Raw genomic sequence first — 16,752 nt, 5'->3', positions numbered from 1 at the left:
GCCGATAAGATCGCGATTCCAGCCGGCCAACTAATAAAGGTGAACGGCGAAACACCCGCGTTAAGCGAATAATGACCCTTGATCTGACTGGGAATCGGGGCGCGATCCATTGCTTGGTAATTCAAGGGGATGACCCGCCTTCCGGCGGCAGGACGAGGTCGCGGTCGATCAGCACCCGGACAAGCTGGCCAGGCGCGATGCGCAAGGTCGGCGCCCGCTGCAGGTCGCGCTCGACCAGGCGCTGGCCGCTCTGGCCGGCCGAGGCGGCGACCCCGCCGGCGGCGTCCTGCAGCACGACCCGGTCGCCCCGTCGGCCCGCGCTGTTCTGCGCCGCCGCGCCGCCGATCGAGATCAGGGTCGAAAGCCCGATGGCGCGGGCCAGCACCGGAAGGTGGCGATCGGTCTTGCCAGAAAGGCCGCTCATCCCGGCCGCGTCGAGCCCGACCATGGCGCCCAGATCCACGCTGCGGCCGCTGGGAAAGACCATCTGCGTCCAGACCACCAGCACCCGGTCCTGGCCATAGCCCACCTGGCTGTCGTAGCGCCCGATCAGGCGCGTCCCCTGCGGGATCAGGACGGTGCGCCCGGTGCGGTGATCGAACACCGGCTCGGTGACCTGGGCGATGACCGGTCCGGGCAGGTCCGAATTGATCCCGGTGACCAGGGCCGCCGAGACCAGGGCCCCGGCCTTGACCTCAAAGGGCGACAGGGGCGACCGCGGCAGGATCGGGGCCAGCGGCCCGCGCGTCGCCGCCGCGGCGATGAACTGCTCCCTGGCCGACGTCGGAGACGGCGGGGCGGGCGCCCCGTTCGGGCTTGCGGGGGCCAGGGTCGCCGGCGGCGCGGCGGGATCGAGCGCCTCGGCCGATGGCCGCGCCGCCGTCGCGCCGCCGGTCCCATTGAAGAAGGGCGGCGAGGCCCGGGCGGCCAGGCGTTCCTGGCGGGCTTGCTGGACCTCGGGGGAGACCGGCGCGGTCGGCTGCGGCGCCGCGGCGCCTGGCGAGGCCCCCGCACCCGTGGACGCGCCGAGCGGCGCGGGCAGGGCGGCCGGATCGTCGTACCGGGCCGGCAGGCGCGCCTCGATCGGCGTGGGTCCGTCCGCGGCGCGCGCCTCCGCCTGGGGCGCCGGCGCTCGCCGGGCCGGGCCCTGGCCCATGCCCAGGATGAACCCGGAGCCGATCACCAGGACGATGACGCCGGCGACGGCGGCGATCGCCACGGGCCGATAGCGCGTGATCGGCCGGCGCGGGGCGACCAGGATCCCTTCGGCCGGTCGCTTGGACGCTGCGCCCGCCGCGGCGGCGGGATTGGAGACCGGCGGCTCGACGCTCATGGACGCGGCTCCTGTCGGGTCAGCCGCACCACCACCGGCTTCTTGGCGCCCAGGCGCAGTTCGGCGCGGTCGATGATCCGGTCTACGACCAGGTAGCGGCCCAAGAGGCGCGAGTTCACCAGCTGGGCCTGATCGTCGGCGTCGAGCAGGAAGACGGGCGGCGCCTCGCGCACGGCCAGGTCGGGCGGAAACTCGATGTAGGTCTTGGTCCCGTCGTCGAACACCCGCACCGGCGTCCAAGGCGGGGCGCGGCCCTTCAGGGGCGTGACCCGATAGCGAAAGTCGAGGCGCTCGACCGGCACGGCGGCCTGGACGGCCTCGGTCGCCTGCGCGGCCGCGGCGCGGCGGCCGGCGTCGGCGGCCCTGGCCTGGGCCTCTTCCTGCGGATAGGTCCAGGACAGGACGCTGGTATATGCGCCGCTGTCGGTGGAGACCGCATCGATCAGATAGGTGCGCTGGTCGGTGGTCAGAACGAGGTTGGTGCGCAGGCCGCCCCGCATCGGCTTGACCAGCACGATGACCTGCTGGGCCTGTCCGGTCCCGGCTTCTGTTTCGCCCAGCACCCAGCGCACGGTGTCCCCGGCGGCCTTGGCGATCAGCTTCTCGCCGGGCCGCAGCGCTATGGTGGTAAGGAACCTTGGGCTGGTGTGGATCGCATAGAGCCGGCCCGGCTCGAAGGCGTGATAGAGCGCGGCGTTGACAAAGACGCCGCTGGTGGGCCCGGCGCGCGCTTCGGCGTTGGCCCGCTGCAAGGCAGCCAGCGGCTTGGCCAAGGCCAGGTTCGTCCCGGACCGTCGGCGCGGCCCCCTGGATTGCGCGGGCGCCGCGCCCTGGGTCGCGCCGGTGAGCGAGGCGGCCGGCGTAGGGGCCTTGGCCTGCGCGACGGCGCCGACCCCCGCGCCTTGGGCCCCGGCGCTCTGGGCCTGGCCGTTGGTCGGCGGGACCGGCGGCAGGACCGCGGGTCGGGATCTCTGGGCCTGAGACGGCGGCGGCGCGGACGATTGGGCGGACGACGCCGCCGCCAAGGGCGCGCAGGCCAGGGCGCCCATGAGGGCCAGGGCGCGGCCGGGAAGGGTGATGCGCAGGCTCATAGGTCGCGGCTCCACTGGAAGCTGGTGATTTCCAGGCCCCGGGGGTTGTCGAAAAGCTCGGCCTCGGTCTTGGGCGGCCTTGGCGCGACGCTGAACAGGCCCGTCCAGCGCACCGGCGGACCGGCCACGCCTTGCAGGTAGGTCGTTTCGCGCCATTGGACCTGGAAGGTGGTCGGGCTGCGGGCAAGCACCGAGGCGATTTCGACGGAAACCGCCTCCTGGCCCAGGCGCGCGGCCGGGTCGTGATCCTGGCCGTACTGGACGAGGCTGGCCCGCGCGCCCTGATTGGTCATCCGCGTGGCCCGCGACCAGTTCTGCCGCAGGACCACCGGATCGGTGCTCTTGGAGCGCACGCGCTCGACGAAGTCGCAGACGAAGCTGGCCTTGATCGCCTCGTCGGGCCTGTAGGCGCGGTCGGCCAGCTCGACCCGGCCCGGGCGTCCATACCGGTCGATCGGCACGACATAGGTCGCGATCGGCCGTCGCAGCTGTACATAAAGAAAGGCGCTGGTGCTCAGCATCGCCAGCGCCAGGCAGCCGAAGGCCATCAGCCGCCAGTTTTTCGCCTGCACGCGCGCCGAGCCGATGCGGTCGTCCCACACCTGGGCGGCGCGATGATACGGCGTCTCCTGCGGCGTGGACTGGCCATAGCGGTCCTGCGGGCGCTTGAAGGCGTTGGACGTCATCGACGGCTCCTTCAGGGGTTGCGCCGTCTGGGCGGATCGGGCTCCCCGTCCTCGGGCTCGGGCGGCGGATCGTCCGAAAGCCCGCCGGCCGATGCGGCCGACGAGGCGTTGGCCCCAGACGGTGGCGCGTAGGTGGCGCGCGCGCGGCCGACGACGGCGCTGGTCGAGGCGGCCCGGCGCCCACCGCCCGAAGCGGCGGCGCCGACGCCTGACGACCCGCCGGGGGGCGAGCCCCCGGATGCTCCTCCCCTGCCGCCGCCTTGGCCGCCGCCCTGGCCCCCGCTGGGCAGCCGCGAGGCCGATCGGGCCGAGGCGGCCGATCCAGCCGCGCCTGCGCCCATGGCCCAGCGTCCGGCCAGGGCCAGCCCGCCCACCGTGGCGGCCAGGCCCACCGCCCCGGCGGCGGCCGAGCCGGCGCTGAGCTGCGGACCGCCGGTGATTTGAGCGGCCGCCAGGGCGGGCGCCTTCAAGGCCAGCATGACGATCAGCAGGGCGGCCAGCAGCAGTCCGCAGGACTCCGCCCAGGTCGGTTCGGCCGAGACCGTGTAGCTGGTGAAGATCTGCTCGCCGATCGAGACCACCAGGGCCAGGGCCATCACCTTGGCGCCCGCGGAGACGACGTAGCCGATGGCCCGCTCGGCCATGAAGGCGGTCTTGGTCAGGATCCCGAACGGCACGGTGACGAAGCCGATCAGGGTGACGATGTAGAACTCGACGATGGTGACGGCGATCTCCACGGCCAGCACCATGAAGGCCAGGACGACGCCGATGGCGACGACCGCTGTAATCAGAATGGCGTCGATATGGGTGAAAAACCCCACGCCCATGCCTTCGCTGGCGAGGCGACCGATGTATTCGAGCAGTTCGAATGCCACCTTCATGCCGTCGATGGCCACCTTCGACGGCTGCATCAAGTCGCCGACGGACAGGGCGCCGCCTCCGGCCTTCAGCCCTAGCGCCGCAAAGCCGTTGATCACCGTCAGGGTCAGCGCCTTCCAGCCCGAGATCAGCCAGGCGAAGAACCCAAAGAGCAGGATCTTGCGCACCAGGGCCGCGGGGACGTTCTCGTGCTCGTCGAGCGCCCAGAGCAGGGCCGAGACGCCCAGGCTGATGGTCATCAGAACTCCGAAAGTCGCCTGGACGTCGCCTTGGATCAGGCCGAACCCCGAGCCGACCTGGGTGGTGTAGCGGTCGAGCAGGTCATCGATGGCGGCGGGCGAGGCGGTGGACATCGTGTCCCTCAGAACTGGTCGCGCGCGGGCGCGGGCGCGACTTGCGGCAAGGCTGAAGCTCGCCGCCGCTCGGCCTCGGCGCGCTCCAGCATCGCTTGGAACTCGGCGCGGCAGGCCGCGGTGCGGGCATGGCGGGTCCGCATTTCATCGGCCGTGCAACCGACGGCTCGCGGTGCGGCGGCCGGCTTGGGCCCGCAGGCGGCCAGGACCAGGACGGCGGCGACAAGCATCGAAGGAACGAGCGTCGTGACAGGGCGATGGATCATTGGAAGGCGCGCCTGGAACTGGGAGGCGGCGGGGCGGGGAGCGCTGCGGCGCGCTGGCGGTCGGCCTCGCCCTTTTCGACGAGCGCGCGGCGCTCGGCCTCGTAGGTCTGGGCCTGCCGTCCTTGGGTGATCAGCAGGACCTGCAGTTGGGTGAGCTGGGTGGAAAGGGCCGCCAGCAGCTGGTTGGTGGCCTGCACCGCCGCGGTCTGGCCGGCGGCGGCCTGGGAGGCGTCCACCGCCGCCCCGACCGCCCCGGCCGTGATCCCCTGGGCCTGGGCGATCTGGTTCTGGACCTGCAGGGCGTCCTGCAGGGTCTGGCGACTGGCCTGGCTCCAGGCCTTCAATCTGTCGGCCAGGGCCGCCGGCGTCAGCCCGGCCAGGTCACCCGGATAGAGCGCGGCGAAGTCGCGGCTGATGTCCGCGGCCGTGTAGCCCAGACCCTGGGCCTGGCGCAGCAGGCCCGTGGCCTGGCCGGCGATGTCGCGAAGCGGGCCGGTGACGTCCAGGCCCAGGGTCTCAAGCATGCGCTGGGAGTTGGCCAGCTGCGCCTGCAGGGTCTGGATCTGCTGCAGGCCCTGACTGACCTGCTTGAGCATCTGCGCCACCGCGGCGGGATCGTAGACGGTGAGCTGGGCGCGGGCCGCAGGCGCAAGGCCCGCCGCCAGCAGCGGCGCCAGTCCCAGAGGCGTCCAGCCCAGAAGACGGCGACGACTGGGGGTCATGGGATGGTCTCCTCCTGCAACGGTGTGGCGTTCTCGGCCTCAAGGGCCAGGAAGCGCGGCTCCGACGCCGAGCGCACGGCCAGGGCGGCGGCCAGCCAGGCCACGCCGGCCGCCAGCAGCGGCGGGCTGACCAGGACCTGCGCGCCGGCCACGGCCATGAGCGCGCCGGGCGCGAGCAGGACGAGGAAGGCCAGGCGCCGACGGCGCGGGCTGGCCGTCCACGCGGCCGGCAGCCGCCCCCAAGGACCCAGGCGCGGATCAGGCCGCATGGCGGGCCTGCGCCAGGAACTCGGCGACCTCGGGCAGGCCCTTGGCGCGATAGAATGCCGGCGCAAAGCCTCCCTGGCCGTGCTCGGCCAGGAGCTTTGTCATCAGGGCCTGGTCGCCGGGCGAGGCCGAGCCGACGGCGGCCAGGGCCACGGGCCCCAGGCCCAGCTCGAACAGGCGATCGCCAGCCGGACTTTGGTAGTAGTACTCGCGCTTGGCGCTCGCTTCGGCGATGATCGACACCTGCTGGGCGTTGAGGCCGAAAGCGGCGTAGGCCTTGGCCAGATCCGGCGTGCGCGCGTCCGGATTGGGCAGGAAGATCCTTGTCGGACAGGCCTCCAGCAGCGCGCCGGCGATCGGCGAGGCCAGGGTCGTCTTCAGGCTGGGGGTGGTGAAGATCACCGCCACGTTCTTCTTGCGCAGGGTCAGCAGCCACTCACGGATCTTGCCGGCGAAGGCGGTCGATTCCAGCAGGAGCCAGGCCTCGTCGAGAACAAGCAGGGTCGGGCGACCATCAAAGTCGCGGGCCAGCCGGTGGAAGAGACAGGTCAGGACCGGGCCGGCGGCCGCGCGGCTGGCGATCAGCTCGCCCATCTCGAACGTCTGCCAGTCAGCCCTGGCCAGATCCACGTCGGCCGCGTCGAGCAGCCGGCCGTACGGACCGGCCAGGGTGAACGGCGCCAGCGCCGCCTTCAGCGCCCTGTCCTGCAGGGTCGCGGCCAGCAGCGTGAGAGTGCGCTGGGACCGCGGCGCGGCGGCCAGGCTCTGCAAGGCCGTCCAGACCGCTTCGCGCACCGCAGGGTCAAGGGTCATGCCGCTGGAGACCAGCAGATCCTCCACCCACCCCTGCGCCCAGGTCCGCTCGTCGGGGTCGTCGATGTCCGCGAGGGGCTGGAACGCCAAGCCTGCGCCGCCGCCCAGGTCGTGAAAGGCGCCGCCGACCAGCAGGGTGGCGGCCCGGGCGCTGGCGCCCTTGTCGATGAGGCGCACCTGGGCCTGCGGATAGCGCAGCCACTGCAGCGCCATGGTCAGCAGCAGCACCGACTTGCCCGCCCCTGTCGGCCCGCCCACGAAGGCGTGGCCGACGTCGCCCTGGAAGAGGTCAAAGCGAAACGGCGTCGTCGAGCCGGTCAGTGCGTGCATCAGCGGCGGCTGGGGCCCTTCAAAACCGCGCTTGGCGCATTCGGCCGACAGGTGGGCGTTGTGGTCGGGGCCGGGCCAGATCGCCGAGACCGGCAGCAGGTCGCAGAGATTGAGCGTGCTGACCAGCGGCCGGCGCTGGTCGGCATAGGCCTGGCCCGGCAGGCTGCCCAGCCAAGCCTCCACGGCGTTGAGGTCCTCGACCTTGGCCACGAAGCCGGCGCGATTGACCACGCTCTCGACCTGCCGCACCTGGGCGGCCAGCACGTCTGGGTCGGGATGGGTCAGGGTGATGGTGGGGGTGACGTAGCCCAGCGCCGCCAGGTCGTCGCCGAGCACGGCCAGGGCCGCGTCGGCGTCATGGGCCTTCTGGGCCGCGTCGGGATCCTCCAGGACCGACGGCTCCTTGGTGATCGCCTCCTTCAGAAGGGCCAGGATACCCTTGCGCTTGGCGAACCAGCGCTTGCGCAGGGTGGTGACGGCCTTGCGCGCGTCCTCCTTGTCGAGCGGCAGGAAACGGGTGACCCAGCGATAGGCAAGGCCAAGGCCGTTGAGCTGGTCGAGGATCCCCGGCCAGGAGGCGGCCGGATAGGCGCGCACCGACAGGGTGCGCAGGTAGTGACCCCCCAGTCGCGGATAGAGACCGCCCTGCAGGTCGTCGTCGGTCAGGAAGGCGTCGAGATAGGCCGGCGCCGGCGGCGGCGCGATCGGATGGTCTTTGGTCGAGACGCAGGCGTGCAGATAGGCCAGGGTCGCCGCGTCGTCGAGCGGGACCACCATCGGCAGGACGCTGGCGAGGATGTCGCGCAGGCTGGCGACAGCGGCCCGGAACTCGTCCAGCGCCGCCCTGTAGAGGGCCGCTGAGCCCTTGCCGTCGGGCAGGTTCTCCACCAGCAGGCTGCGGGCCGCGCCCACGGCGTCTTCGGGCGGCAGGAAGGTCAGGGTCAGGAAGTAGCGGCTCTCGAAGTGGACGCCCTCGGCCTCGAACTCGGCGCGCCGCTCCTCGTCGATCAGGTGGCTGACCGGATCGGGGTAGGCCGCGGCCGGGTAGGCGCGAGAGGGCCGGCGGACGGCCTCGGCATGCACGCACCAGCGCGAACCCAGGCGCCGCAGGGCGTTGTTGACCTGGGCGCGCGCGGCCACCAGGCCGATGTCGGTGGCGCTGGCCAGATCCGGCCCGCGGAAGGCCAGGGTCTGCTGGAAGGCGCCGTCCTTGTTGAGCACCACGCCCGGAGCGATCAGCAGCGCCCAGGGCAGGTGGTCGAACAGGCGGCTGGACTTTCCGCGGTACTCGCCCAGGAACAACATGGTCCGCCTCAGCCGTCGAGCCAGGCCGGCTGGCGCACGTGCCGGCGAAGAATGTCGAAGACGTACGGATCCTGGCGCGCGAGCGCATAGGCGCCGCCCCAGAGCGCCAGGCCGAGCGGCACGCCGATCAGCGGCGCCTGAAGCCCCAGCGCGAGGATCGCCGTCAGGGTGCCGATCAGCACGGCCAGGCCGCGCGGCGCCCCGCCCAGGGTGACGGGCTCGGCCAGCGAACCGTGGAACTCGATTTCGAAGCCCTCGACGCGCTCCATCCTAGAACCCCGCCCCGCCGGTGAAGTTGAAGAACGACAGGGCGAAGGAAGAGGCGGTGAAGGCGATCGACAGGCCAAAGATCACGCTGAGACCGCGCCGGACCCAGGAGCCGCCTTCGGAGAACGCCACACCCAGGCCGGTCAGGGCGATGGCGATCACCCCGATGGCCTTGGCCACCGGGCCGGTGATGGAGTCGGCCACCGCGCTGAGTTTGTCGTCCCAGGGCATGGCCGCGCCGCCGCCGCCGGACGCCAGTGCCGGGCCGGCGGCCAGGACCAGCACGGCCGTCAGACCCAGGAAACCTACGAGACGAGGGGAGGGGCCAGACGAGAAGGGGAGCGTAGGCATGGCCGGGTCCTCGTGGTTGACGACCAGACCGTGCACAGCCTGCGTTTGCGTCGCAATTCACCAGAATTCGCTAGCGAGAACCCACGGGACTTGAGCGTAACAGAGCCTCGCGCAGCGCTCAGTGCTCGGCCGCCAAGCAGGTGGCCTGGGCGAGGGCCTCGATTAGAGGACGCCAGCCCGCTGAACGGCCAGCGCCACGCGATTTGGTCAGTCCGCGCCACGCCGTTGAGCACGCAAGATGTTCTCTTTCGGAGCGGTTGCCGTCTCCCGCTCACGACCCAATGCGGACTCTGATCTGCTTGGCCGCTGCGGGCCGTCCGTTTTGCCTTATGATCTTCGCGAACACCCATCGACTCACGTCTGCAGGAGGGGTGGAGTAGCATGTCGTTTGACTAAACTAGCTGGATAGTGCGGGCGCCTGGTAATTTCGAGCGGTTTGAAGCGTCCCTCAACGGGGCAGCCTACGGTCCACACCGGCACGACACATACGCCATCGCCATAACCGTCGCGGGGGTGCAGAGCTTCTCCTACCGCGGATCACGGCGTCATTCGGTGCCCGGTCAGATCGTCGTTCTCCATCCAGATGAGCTTCATGACGGTCACGCCGGGGACGGGCGACACTTCCGGTACCGGAGCGCCAGCGTCGCACCATCCGCACTTCAGGAGGCTCTCGGCGGACGCGCCCTTCCGTTCCTTGCCGAGGGCGTATCTGACGACGCGCGGCTGCACGCGGCCGCCACGGCCCTTATTGGTGATCTCAACCAAGACCTCTGTGGCCTGGAGTATGATCAGGCCATGCTCGACCTCGCGGAGGCGCTGTCAGAGCTTGGGAGTGAACAGACGTATCACCGGCGCGTGGATCTCCAGGCGGTGGCGCTGGCGCGCGCGTTCATAGACGCCCACCCGGACAGCAATGTCCGACTTGATGATCTCGAACGCGTCAGCGGGCAGGATCGCTGGCAGCTCTCGCGCGGATTCCGTGCGCTGCTGGGCGTCAGTCCATATCGCTATCTGATCTTCCGCCGCCTCGACACAGCGCGAGCCATGATGAACGGCAGGACCCCGCTTGCAGAAATCGCCGCTGCCAGCGGATTCTCTGACCAGAGCCACCTGACGCGACACTTTCGGAGCGCCTACGGCCTGACGCCGGCGCAATGGCAACGGCTCAATCGTCCTAGACCTGTAGGAGGAGCGCCCTCAGTCTCCATAAGATGAAAAACAAGATCGGCCTGACGCAGAAACTTGCCATGGTCTTCCGACCATTGGGCGCCGCGAACGGTCGCGACGCTCAACGACTATGACATCATGATCGTCAAACTCTTGGGACAGTACGCTTGGCACACGCACGCTGACACGACGAACTTTTCTTTGTTCTACAGGGTGAACTTGAAATAGAGCTGCGGGACCGCAGCATCACGCTTGGGCCCGGAGATCTTTTCGTCGTCCCGAGGGGCGAGGAATACCGCCCGCACACGAGACGCGAAGTGGAGCTTTTGCTCATCGAGCCTTCTGGCACGCCCAACAGCGGCGCCCCCGAAACCGCCGCCCTGCGTCAATGGGAGTGAACGCACACGATCGTTCTATAACTGGACCGCGACCCGCTTCAGTCTGCGGGTATGAACCTCAGAACCATCTACAGCACATCACCGGCGCGCGGCTGGCTTCCATGGGCGCTTCTCACTCCCGTCATCTGCATCGCCCTTGCGATCGCCACCGAGATTCCGTCCGCGCTTTTTCTTGATCGGTTCGGCTTTGTGGATGCACAAGGCGAATTCGTCGGCGCCCAGGGCCTCACGGCGATGCTGTTTGTATCCTTCATTACTTGGCTGCTCGCCGTTGCCGCATGGATAGCCGTCGTCGAGCGGCGGAATGCCGGCACAATCGGTCTTACGAGAGACGGTGCGGCGCTAGGATTCTATGGCGGCCTGGTTGTTGGTGTAGTCATGCCGTCGGCAATGATAGCCTGTATCTGGTTGGCTGGCGCCTACGAACCTGGCGCACTGTTTCCGGCCGCTCAGTTCTCTGGCGCAATCATCGCAATGGCTGGCCTCTTCGTAGGCTTCCTCGTTCAAGCCAGCATCGAAGAAATCATTTTCCGTGGATGGCTCACCTCAGTCATCACACGCCGCACGAACCTCATCGTTGCCGTCTTGTTATCGTCGCTTACCTTTACGCTGATGCATTTCTCCCGGGATCAGCCCTGGCTCGTCACCGGCAATACTCTGCTTTTCGCTCTCTTCGCGAGCGCGTGGTCAATCTCATCCAACAACATTTGGGGTGTGATGGGGTGGCACGTGGGATGGAACTGGATAATAGCCACCGGCTTCGACGTGCCGGTCACCGGCCTAGACGCGGGCGTGCCCGCGCTCATCGTCTCGCTGGCCCCAGCCGGAACGGACTTTCTCACCGGTGGCGCGGATGGCCCGGAGGGAAGCATCTTCTGCACGCTGTTCTTTGTCTGCGGCATCATCTTCTTTATGTGGCGCATCGCACGAAAACGCAGAGACGTCGGACCGGATCACAACAAACCTGCGGGCGCGCAGACTTGACGATGCGGCCAAGCGCATCTCCACGACGTATCGCAACGTCTCCATCGCGAGATGATCGATCCAGGTCGTCGTAGGGCTTGCGTGTAACACCATACTTGCTTGATAAAATGTGCTCCGTTATCAAGCAGTTATAGTGTTATTGGGCTTCTGGCCGTCGCTAGTTCGGTTTCAGAGACGCGCGTCGATAGCTGCATTGCAGGGTCGAGGCGTTGCGCAAGGCCCGCAACGCGCTGATGCATAAGGGCAGGGCTCAGAGCTTGACCCTCGTCAGTGGACTGGTCCCGCGTTCGTATTTCTGGATCTGCTGGAAGCTGATCCCTGGCGCCCGACCAAGCTTGGCCGGGGATTGTCCGATGGCCTTGCGACGCCGGCGCGCCTGGACGCAGACATGTCGATCGCACCGCCGGTTCGAGCTGTCATCTTCCTGGCTCAAGGTCCGCTCCGTCTGACCGCCGGCAAGGGCCGACCAGCCCTTTGACGAGCCCGGCGGCTGGGACCTTAGAAAAAGGAGCGGCGAAGGTGAGACGGCCGGCTCAGATCTCGCCAAGACTGACGGCCAGGGCCACGGCGTGGGCGCGATTACGCGCGCCAAGCCGCCGGTAAGCCTCGGAAAAGTAGCTGTTCACCGTATGCTCGGAGATGCCGAGCTTGTGGGCGATCTGGATGGCGGTCCTTCCCTTTTGGGCTTCGGACAAGCAATCACGCTGACGCGGCGTAAGACGGTAACGACGTGACAAACTGTTACTCCGGCGGCTCGAACCAACCGGTCTGCTCAGCTTAGAGACGGCACTCCAAACAAAACCGTTCTCACGCGGCGTTGCACGCCAGCCTCCACTCAGAAGCGGACGCGGCTCAACTCATGATGGAGTTCGTACTATCATCGGCATTAGCAGACCGGAAGGTCCAATGTCGGATTTGTGACAGGCGACTGTCGATGCAATCGGCGACTTCGAACCATCCGCTGATCCATTCTCGGCCTCGAGCACTAGGATGGGCCATTCACTCCGCCACGGCCGTCGGCCCCCGTGGGTTGATCGCCATGCGGGTGCCGCCGCCTCAGGCGCGGATGACGCCGTCAGCCGAATCCATCCACAGTTCCGGCCACCTCGACTTGAAGCGTCATGAGGTTGTCGATGAGTGCTGCTGCGCGTACCGTCGTCTTCGAAGCCAGCGTCGATGCCGGTCCAGGACCGACCATCAACACGGCGCCGCACAACCTGGAAGCCGAACAGGCGCTGCTGGGCGTGCTGCTTTACGACAACTCAGCCTATGAGCGGCTGACCGACAGCCTGCAGGGACGCCACTTCTACGAGCCGTTCCACCAGCGGCTGTTCCAGTCGATCGAGACCCACATCCGCAAGGGCCAGCTGGCCGAACCGATCCTGCTGGCCGACGAATTCAAGCGCGATCCGGCGTTCGAGGAACTGGGCGGCATCCGCTACCTCGCCGACCTCGTCGACCGCGCCCCGCCGGCCGCCAATGTCGGCGACTATGCCCGGGCGGTGTTCGACCTGGCCCTGCGCCGCGACCTGATCCGCATCGGCGGCGAGATCGCCTCGGCCGCCCACGGCCACGGCGACGAGAAGCGCCCGGCCCGCGACCAGATCGAAGCCGCCGAGCAGCAGCTCTACACCCTGGCCGAAAGCGGGACGGCCAGCTCGGGCTTCGTCAGCTTCGGCGACGCCCTCCGCGGCGCCGTCGAGATGACCGCCGAGGCCTTCCAGCGTGACGGCGGCATGTCTGGCCTGGCGTCGGACCTGATCGACCTCGACCAGAAGATCGGCGGCCTTCACCCCTCCGACTTGATCGTGCTGGCCGGTCGTCCGTCGATGGGCAAGACGGCGCTGGCGACCAACATCGCCTTCAACGTCGCCAAGAAGTACGCCTGGGAGCCCCAGCCCGACGGCAGCCGCAAGACCGTCAACGGCGGGTGGTCGCCTTCTACTCGCTGGAAATGAGCGCCGAGCAACTGGCCCTGCGTATGCTGGCCGACGCCTCAGGCGTGTCGGGCGACAAACTGCGTAAAGGCGAGATCGACGCCAGCGAGTTCGGCCGCGTGCGCGACGCGGCCATGGAGCTGCAGGAAGCGCCACTCTATATCGACGCCACCGGCGGCATCTCGATCGCCAAGCTGACCGCCCGGGCCCGTCGCCTGAAGCGCCAGGTGGGCCTCGACCTGATCGTCGTCGACTATCTCCAGCTGGTGACCGGCTCGGACCTCGGTTCGAACGCCAGCCGCGTGCAGGAAGTCTCGCAGATCACCATGGGCCTCAAGGCCCTGGCCAAGGAGCTGGCCTGCCCGGTCATCGCCCTGTCGCAGCTGTCGCGTCAGGTCGAAAGCCGCGACGACAAGCGCCCGCAGCTGTCTGACCTTCGTGAATCCGGCTCGATCGAGCAGGACGCCGACATGGTGTGGTTCGTGTTCCGCGAAAGCTACTACGTGGGCCGCGCCGAGCCGCGCGAAGGCACGCCCGAGCACCTGACCTGGCGCGAGCGCATGGACCAGGTCGAGGGTCTGGCCGAGGTGATCATCGCCAAGCAGCGTCACGGCCCCATCGGCACGGTGCGCCTGGCCTTCTCCAGCCACACCACCCGCTTTGGAAATCTGGCCCGCGACCACGCCTTCGCCCAAGCGCGGGATCATCTGGACGACTAGACTGGCCATTGACCATGCGCCTGAATCCGGACCACCGTCGCAGGGCGCGAAAGGCCGGCCGATGAGCGATGCGTCCAGCTTCCTGCCGACCAGCTTCACCCCTGTCGAGGAGGAGATGTTCGGCAAGGCCTATTGCAAGACCTGCGACCTCAAGCAATTCGACGACGCGCGCGCCTGGGCCCACCAGCATGTCGGTGAAACAGGCCACGCCGTCGAGCTGCACTTTGGCTACGATGTCCGCGACGAGCACTGGCTCGCCCGACTGCCCTACGATCGCCTGGCTGAAATCGACCAGTTGGTCGCAGATCCCAAGGCCGCGCGCGCCATGGCCGCCAAGCTGCTGAAAGACGGCAAGGGCGCCTGATCCGCCGCGGGGCCGTGGCGCAGTCGCCCTAGCGCAGCAGCGCCACGACGGGGCAATGGTCCGACGGGCGACCGTCAGTCGTGGCGTAGACCTGCTCCTCAAACCCGACCAGGTCGCGCGTGGCGCGGGCGTCGAGCACGATGTGGTCGATGAACTCCTTGTAGCGCGGATCGCATTTGGGCGTGGCCGCGCCTTCGGCGAGCGACAGGTCGGCATTGGCCGGCTGGCCATCGTCCAGCTCGGCCCACAGCACGTCATCGGCGCGCGCCAGCCGGCGGTTGAAGTCGCCCAGCACGGCGAAGCGGATCGGCTCGGCGGCGCGCGCGTCTATCCAGCGCTCCAGGACCGGGATCTGCTGCTGCAGGGTCGCGCAGGCCCCGCCATTAAGCCCGTTGAAGCAGCCCGACTTCAAATGCACGGCCAGCAGGCGCAACGGCGCGTGGCCGGGTGCGCGCACGGTGATGTCGACGCCCGCGCGCAGGTTGGGATTGCCGAGCGCCAAGTCGGAGACGTCCGGCGCGCGATCGAAGCTCACGCCCTTGCGGATGGCGAAGCCTACGGCCTGGCGGGTCAGCCTGCGCCCTTCCTGGCCGCCACAGGGGAAGTGCTCGCCGGCGGGCCCCTCCTCGATGACCAGCTGGTACTTGGCCGGATCGAAAACGCGGGCGGCGGCCTTGACCGATTCCACCTCCTCGAAGGCGATGACGTCGGCCTTCAGCTGCTCGGCGTAACGAGCCATCACCGCGTAGTCGGCGTCGGTGCGGGCCTTGCAGCCTTGGGACCCGTCTTCGGAAAGGTGCTCCATGTTCCAGGCGGCCACGCGCAGCGGGGCCTGTCCGGTTCGCGGCGTCGTCACGCACGCGGTAAGCGCCAACGCGACGGCCAGGGCGGCGAGCGGCTTGAACATCCAGCGATCCTCTCGATTGGATCGGCCTTAGAACGCATGAGTTATAAAATAACAATATGCTTACGGCTCGAGGTTGGACGCGGGCCGTCGGCTGCGCAGGATTTCCCGGGCCTGGCGGCCCAACCCGCCCGCCCCGCAACTTTCCTGGGGCGCATGGCGCCGCCAGACACGAAATCTCACAGATTCGGCGGCGCGATGGGCCCGTCGCCGGCTGAAAGCGGTTCGGCGAAGGGACCGGCCTGCGCCATCCGCCTTAGCCGCCGCCGATCCAGGACGCTCCAAAGCCCAGCGATGTTCCGCGCAGGCGCGGGGCCGCCGGCGCTTCCCCCCTCAACGCTTTCTGTGGAGATTTTCCCTGACGGCGTGTGCGCCGTCCGAGGCGGAGGGAGCGGGGGCGCCCCCGATGCCTACGTGCAAGCTGGCATTGGCCAAGATCCCACAGAACGCCAAGACGGGCCGCCCCCTTCCTGATCGTCGCGGAAGCCGGCGCTCGCAGCGCATGGGTCTCGCAGCGCACGGCTCCTGCCGCTTGTCTCATCGCCGGTTAGCTTGGGCCAAAATCTTCCAGGACCACCTTGCCCTTCGCGCGGCCGCTCTCGATCAGCGCATGCGCCGCCTTAAGGTTGGCCGCATTGATGGGCGACAGGGTCTGGGTCAAGGTCGTGCGAATGCGGCCGGCGTCGACAAGCCCCGAGACCTCGTTCAGCAACCGCCCCTGCTCAGCCATGTCGGCGGTTTCGAAGATCGAGCGGGTGAACATCAATTCCCAGTGGATCGAGACGGCCTTGCGCTTGAAGCCCACGACGTCCAGCAGGGCCGGATCGTCGATCAGGCCAAAGCGGCCCTGAGGCGCGATGAGCGCCTGGATCTCATCCAGATGCTTGTCGGTATGGGTGGTGGAAAAGACGAAGGCGGGCGCACCGATCCCCAGGGCCTGGATCTGCCCGGCCAGAGGCTTCGCATGATCGAGCACGTGGTGGGCGCCAAGACTTTTGACCCATTCTTGGGTGTCAGCTCGCGACGCCGTGGCGATCACCACCAGGTCGGTCAGGGCGCGGATCAGCTGAATCGCGATTGAACCCACGCCGCCCGCGCCGCCGATGATCAGCACGGCATTGGCCGCGCCAGGGACGGGTCGGCGGATGTCGATCCGGTCAAACAGCATTTCCCAGGCCGTGATCGCGGTGAGGGGCAGGGCGGCGGCCTCGGCGTTGCTGAGCGTCTTGGGCTTTCGCCCGACGATCCGCGCATCCACAAGGTGGAACTGGCTGTTGGCCCCCTGCCGCGTGATCGACCCGGCGTAGAACACCTCGTCGCCGACGGCGAAGTCCTCGACCTGCGGCCCGACTTCGACGACCTTGCCCACGGCGTCCCAGCCCAGGACCTTCCAGTCTCCGGTTGTCGGCCCCGCGCTGGCGCGGACCTTGGTGTCGACCGGATTGACCGACACGGCCGCCACCTCGACCAGCAGGTCATGGCCGGTGGCGACCGGCCGATCGAGCACGATATCCTCGAGCGCGTCGGGCCGATCAAGGGCGCCGGGGATCCTGTAACCGATAGCCTTCATGGCGGTGCTCCGTGTTGCGGCGCCCGATAGGTGCAGCTACTCTCAG

At 68.5% G+C, this 16,752-nt stretch carries 16 protein-coding genes and 2 pseudogenes; 5 read left to right on the top strand and 13 right to left on the bottom strand.

The genetic code is table 11. The features are described 5' to 3' along the window. Window positions 1-121 precede the first annotated feature (121 nt). From ACODR1_RS04210 to ACODR1_RS04165, 10 genes are read right to left on the bottom strand one after another with little or no spacing between them, the layout of a single operon-like run. Complete coding sequence (locus tag ACODR1_RS04210) at window positions 122-1,333, bottom strand: TraB/TrbI/VirB10 family type IV secretion system protein (protein ID WP_488879321.1); 1,212 nt, start codon at window positions 1,331-1,333, stop codon at window positions 122-124. Beyond that, window positions 1,330-2,424 (bottom strand): P-type conjugative transfer protein TrbG, encoded by a 1,095-nt coding sequence (gene trbG, locus ACODR1_RS04205; RefSeq protein ID WP_488879320.1) that lies wholly within the window; start codon window positions 2,422-2,424, stop codon window positions 1,330-1,332. Before trbG ends, ACODR1_RS04210 begins: the two co-directional genes overlap by 4 nt. After that, window positions 2,421-3,110, bottom strand: coding sequence for a conjugal transfer protein TrbF (trbF, locus tag ACODR1_RS04200; protein WP_488879319.1), 690 nt, complete (start codon window positions 3,108-3,110; stop codon window positions 2,421-2,423). Before trbF ends, trbG begins: the two co-directional genes overlap by 4 nt. An 11-nt stretch (window positions 3,111-3,121) precedes the next feature. Next, window positions 3,122-4,342 (bottom strand): P-type conjugative transfer protein TrbL, encoded by a 1,221-nt coding sequence (gene trbL, locus ACODR1_RS04195; protein ID WP_488879318.1) that lies wholly within the window; start codon window positions 4,340-4,342, stop codon window positions 3,122-3,124. 8 nt (window positions 4,343-4,350) lie between these two features. After that, window positions 4,351-4,608 carry a hypothetical protein gene (locus ACODR1_RS04190; protein ID WP_488879317.1) on the bottom strand — a complete coding sequence of 86 codons (258 nt, stop codon included), beginning with the start codon at window positions 4,606-4,608 and terminating at the stop codon, window positions 4,351-4,353. Beyond that, complete coding sequence (locus tag ACODR1_RS04185; protein ID WP_488879316.1) at window positions 4,605-5,330, bottom strand: TrbJ/VirB5 family protein; 726 nt, start codon at window positions 5,328-5,330, stop codon at window positions 4,605-4,607. The genes ACODR1_RS04190 and ACODR1_RS04185 overlap by 4 nt, the downstream gene beginning before the upstream one ends. After that, window positions 5,327-5,599 (bottom strand): hypothetical protein, encoded by a 273-nt coding sequence (locus tag ACODR1_RS04180; protein ID WP_116491629.1) that lies wholly within the window; start codon window positions 5,597-5,599, stop codon window positions 5,327-5,329. The genes ACODR1_RS04185 and ACODR1_RS04180 overlap by 4 nt, the downstream gene beginning before the upstream one ends. Then, a complete protein-coding gene (trbE, locus tag ACODR1_RS04175) occupies window positions 5,589-8,045 on the bottom strand; it encodes a conjugal transfer protein TrbE (protein ID WP_488879315.1) in 2,457 nt (818 codons plus the stop codon). Before trbE ends, ACODR1_RS04180 begins: the two co-directional genes overlap by 11 nt. Window positions 8,046-8,053: 8 nt before the next feature. Then, window positions 8,054-8,314 carry a VirB3 family type IV secretion system protein gene (locus tag ACODR1_RS04170; protein ID WP_488879314.1) on the bottom strand — a complete coding sequence of 87 codons (261 nt, stop codon included), beginning with the start codon at window positions 8,312-8,314 and terminating at the stop codon, window positions 8,054-8,056. A gap of 1 nt (window position 8,315) precedes the next feature. Beyond that, window positions 8,316-8,663: a TrbC/VirB2 family type IV secretion system protein gene (locus ACODR1_RS04165; RefSeq protein ID WP_116491646.1), complete on the bottom strand. Its 348-nt coding sequence runs from the start codon at window positions 8,661-8,663 to the stop codon at window positions 8,316-8,318. A gap of 408 nt (window positions 8,664-9,071) precedes the next feature. Here ACODR1_RS04165 and ACODR1_RS04160 point away from each other — a divergent pair, with 408 nt between their 5' ends. The 3 genes and pseudogenes from ACODR1_RS04160 to ACODR1_RS04150 all read left to right on the top strand — a co-directional run bounded on the left by ACODR1_RS04160 (window position 9,072) and on the right by ACODR1_RS04150 (window position 11,212). Continuing rightward, on the top strand, window positions 9,072-9,878 hold the full coding sequence (locus ACODR1_RS04160; protein WP_488879313.1) for an AraC family transcriptional regulator: 807 nt from the start codon (window positions 9,072-9,074) through the stop codon (window positions 9,876-9,878). Window positions 9,879-10,030: 152 nt separating this feature from the next. Then, window positions 10,031-10,228, top strand: a pseudogene (locus ACODR1_RS04155) (cupin domain-containing protein); the annotation flags it as partial. A 51-nt stretch (window positions 10,229-10,279) separates the two neighbouring features. Next, the gene (locus ACODR1_RS04150; RefSeq protein WP_488879312.1) at window positions 10,280-11,212 is read left to right on the top strand and encodes a CPBP family intramembrane glutamic endopeptidase; all 933 of its coding nucleotides are present in this window, start codon (window positions 10,280-10,282) and stop codon (window positions 11,210-11,212) included. Window positions 11,213-11,745: 533 nt separating this feature from the next. Here the strand turns inward: ACODR1_RS04150 and ACODR1_RS04145 are convergent. Further along, window positions 11,746-11,949: a helix-turn-helix domain-containing protein gene (locus ACODR1_RS04145; protein WP_116491634.1), complete on the bottom strand. Its 204-nt coding sequence runs from the start codon at window positions 11,947-11,949 to the stop codon at window positions 11,746-11,748. 396 nt (window positions 11,950-12,345) lie between these two features. On the opposite strand from ACODR1_RS04145, the pseudogene ACODR1_RS04140 reads away from it, so the two are divergent. Together ACODR1_RS04140 and ACODR1_RS04135 are read left to right on the top strand one after the other, a co-directional pair. Further along, a pseudogene (locus ACODR1_RS04140) lies at window positions 12,346-13,868 on the top strand (replicative DNA helicase). A 61-nt stretch (window positions 13,869-13,929) separates the two neighbouring features. Further along, the gene (locus ACODR1_RS04135) at window positions 13,930-14,232 is read left to right on the top strand and encodes a hypothetical protein (RefSeq protein ID WP_488879311.1); all 303 of its coding nucleotides are present in this window, start codon (window positions 13,930-13,932) and stop codon (window positions 14,230-14,232) included. 28 nt (window positions 14,233-14,260) lie between these two features. On the opposite strand, the gene ACODR1_RS04130 is transcribed toward ACODR1_RS04135, so the two are convergent. Together ACODR1_RS04130 and ACODR1_RS04125 are read right to left on the bottom strand one after the other, a co-directional pair. Further along, a complete protein-coding gene (locus ACODR1_RS04130) occupies window positions 14,261-15,139 on the bottom strand; it encodes an endonuclease/exonuclease/phosphatase family protein (protein ID WP_488879310.1) in 879 nt (292 codons plus the stop codon). Between the two features lie 544 nt (window positions 15,140-15,683). Next, window positions 15,684-16,706, bottom strand: a complete 1,023-nt coding sequence (locus ACODR1_RS04125; protein WP_488879309.1) for a zinc-binding alcohol dehydrogenase family protein — start codon at window positions 16,704-16,706, stop codon at window positions 15,684-15,686. Between the last annotated feature and the right edge of the window lie 46 nt (window positions 16,707-16,752).

It is taken from the genome of Caulobacter sp. FG7 (assembly GCF_057808875.1).
Note: the sequence above shows the minus strand (reverse complement) of the source record. Positions and strands in the feature narration are given on the sequence as shown.

Bases quoted from the DNA above. Each gene is read 5' to 3' on its own strand.
- ACODR1_RS04210 (WP_488879321.1), bottom strand. From the start codon at position 1,333: ATGAGCGTCGAGCCGCCGGTCTCCAATCCCGCCGCCGCGGCGGGCGCA.
- trbG (WP_488879320.1), bottom strand. From the start codon at position 2,424: ATGAGCCTGCGCATCACCCTTCCCGGCCGCGCCCTGGCCCTCATGGGC.
- trbF (WP_488879319.1), bottom strand. From the start codon at position 3,110: ATGACGTCCAACGCCTTCAAGCGCCCGCAGGACCGCTATGGCCAGTCC.
- trbL (WP_488879318.1), bottom strand. From the start codon at position 4,342: ATGTCCACCGCCTCGCCCGCCGCCATCGATGACCTGCTCGACCGCTAC.
- ACODR1_RS04190 (WP_488879317.1), bottom strand. From the start codon at position 4,608: ATGATCCATCGCCCTGTCACGACGCTCGTTCCTTCGATGCTTGTCGCC.
- ACODR1_RS04185 (WP_488879316.1), bottom strand. From the start codon at position 5,330: ATGACCCCCAGTCGTCGCCGTCTTCTGGGCTGGACGCCTCTGGGACTG.
- ACODR1_RS04180 (WP_116491629.1), bottom strand. From the start codon at position 5,599: ATGCGGCCTGATCCGCGCCTGGGTCCTTGGGGGCGGCTGCCGGCCGCG.
- trbE (WP_488879315.1), bottom strand. From the start codon at position 8,045: ATGTTGTTCCTGGGCGAGTACCGCGGAAAGTCCAGCCGCCTGTTCGAC.
- ACODR1_RS04170 (WP_488879314.1), bottom strand. From the start codon at position 8,314: ATGGAGCGCGTCGAGGGCTTCGAAATCGAGTTCCACGGTTCGCTGGCC.
- ACODR1_RS04165 (WP_116491646.1), bottom strand. From the start codon at position 8,663: ATGCCTACGCTCCCCTTCTCGTCTGGCCCCTCCCCTCGTCTCGTAGGT.
- ACODR1_RS04150 (WP_488879312.1), top strand. From the start codon at position 10,280: ATGAACCTCAGAACCATCTACAGCACATCACCGGCGCGCGGCTGGCTT.
- ACODR1_RS04135 (WP_488879311.1), top strand. From the start codon at position 13,930: ATGAGCGATGCGTCCAGCTTCCTGCCGACCAGCTTCACCCCTGTCGAG.
- ACODR1_RS04130 (WP_488879310.1), bottom strand. From the start codon at position 15,139: ATGTTCAAGCCGCTCGCCGCCCTGGCCGTCGCGTTGGCGCTTACCGCG.
- ACODR1_RS04125 (WP_488879309.1), bottom strand. From the start codon at position 16,706: ATGAAGGCTATCGGTTACAGGATCCCCGGCGCCCTTGATCGGCCCGAC.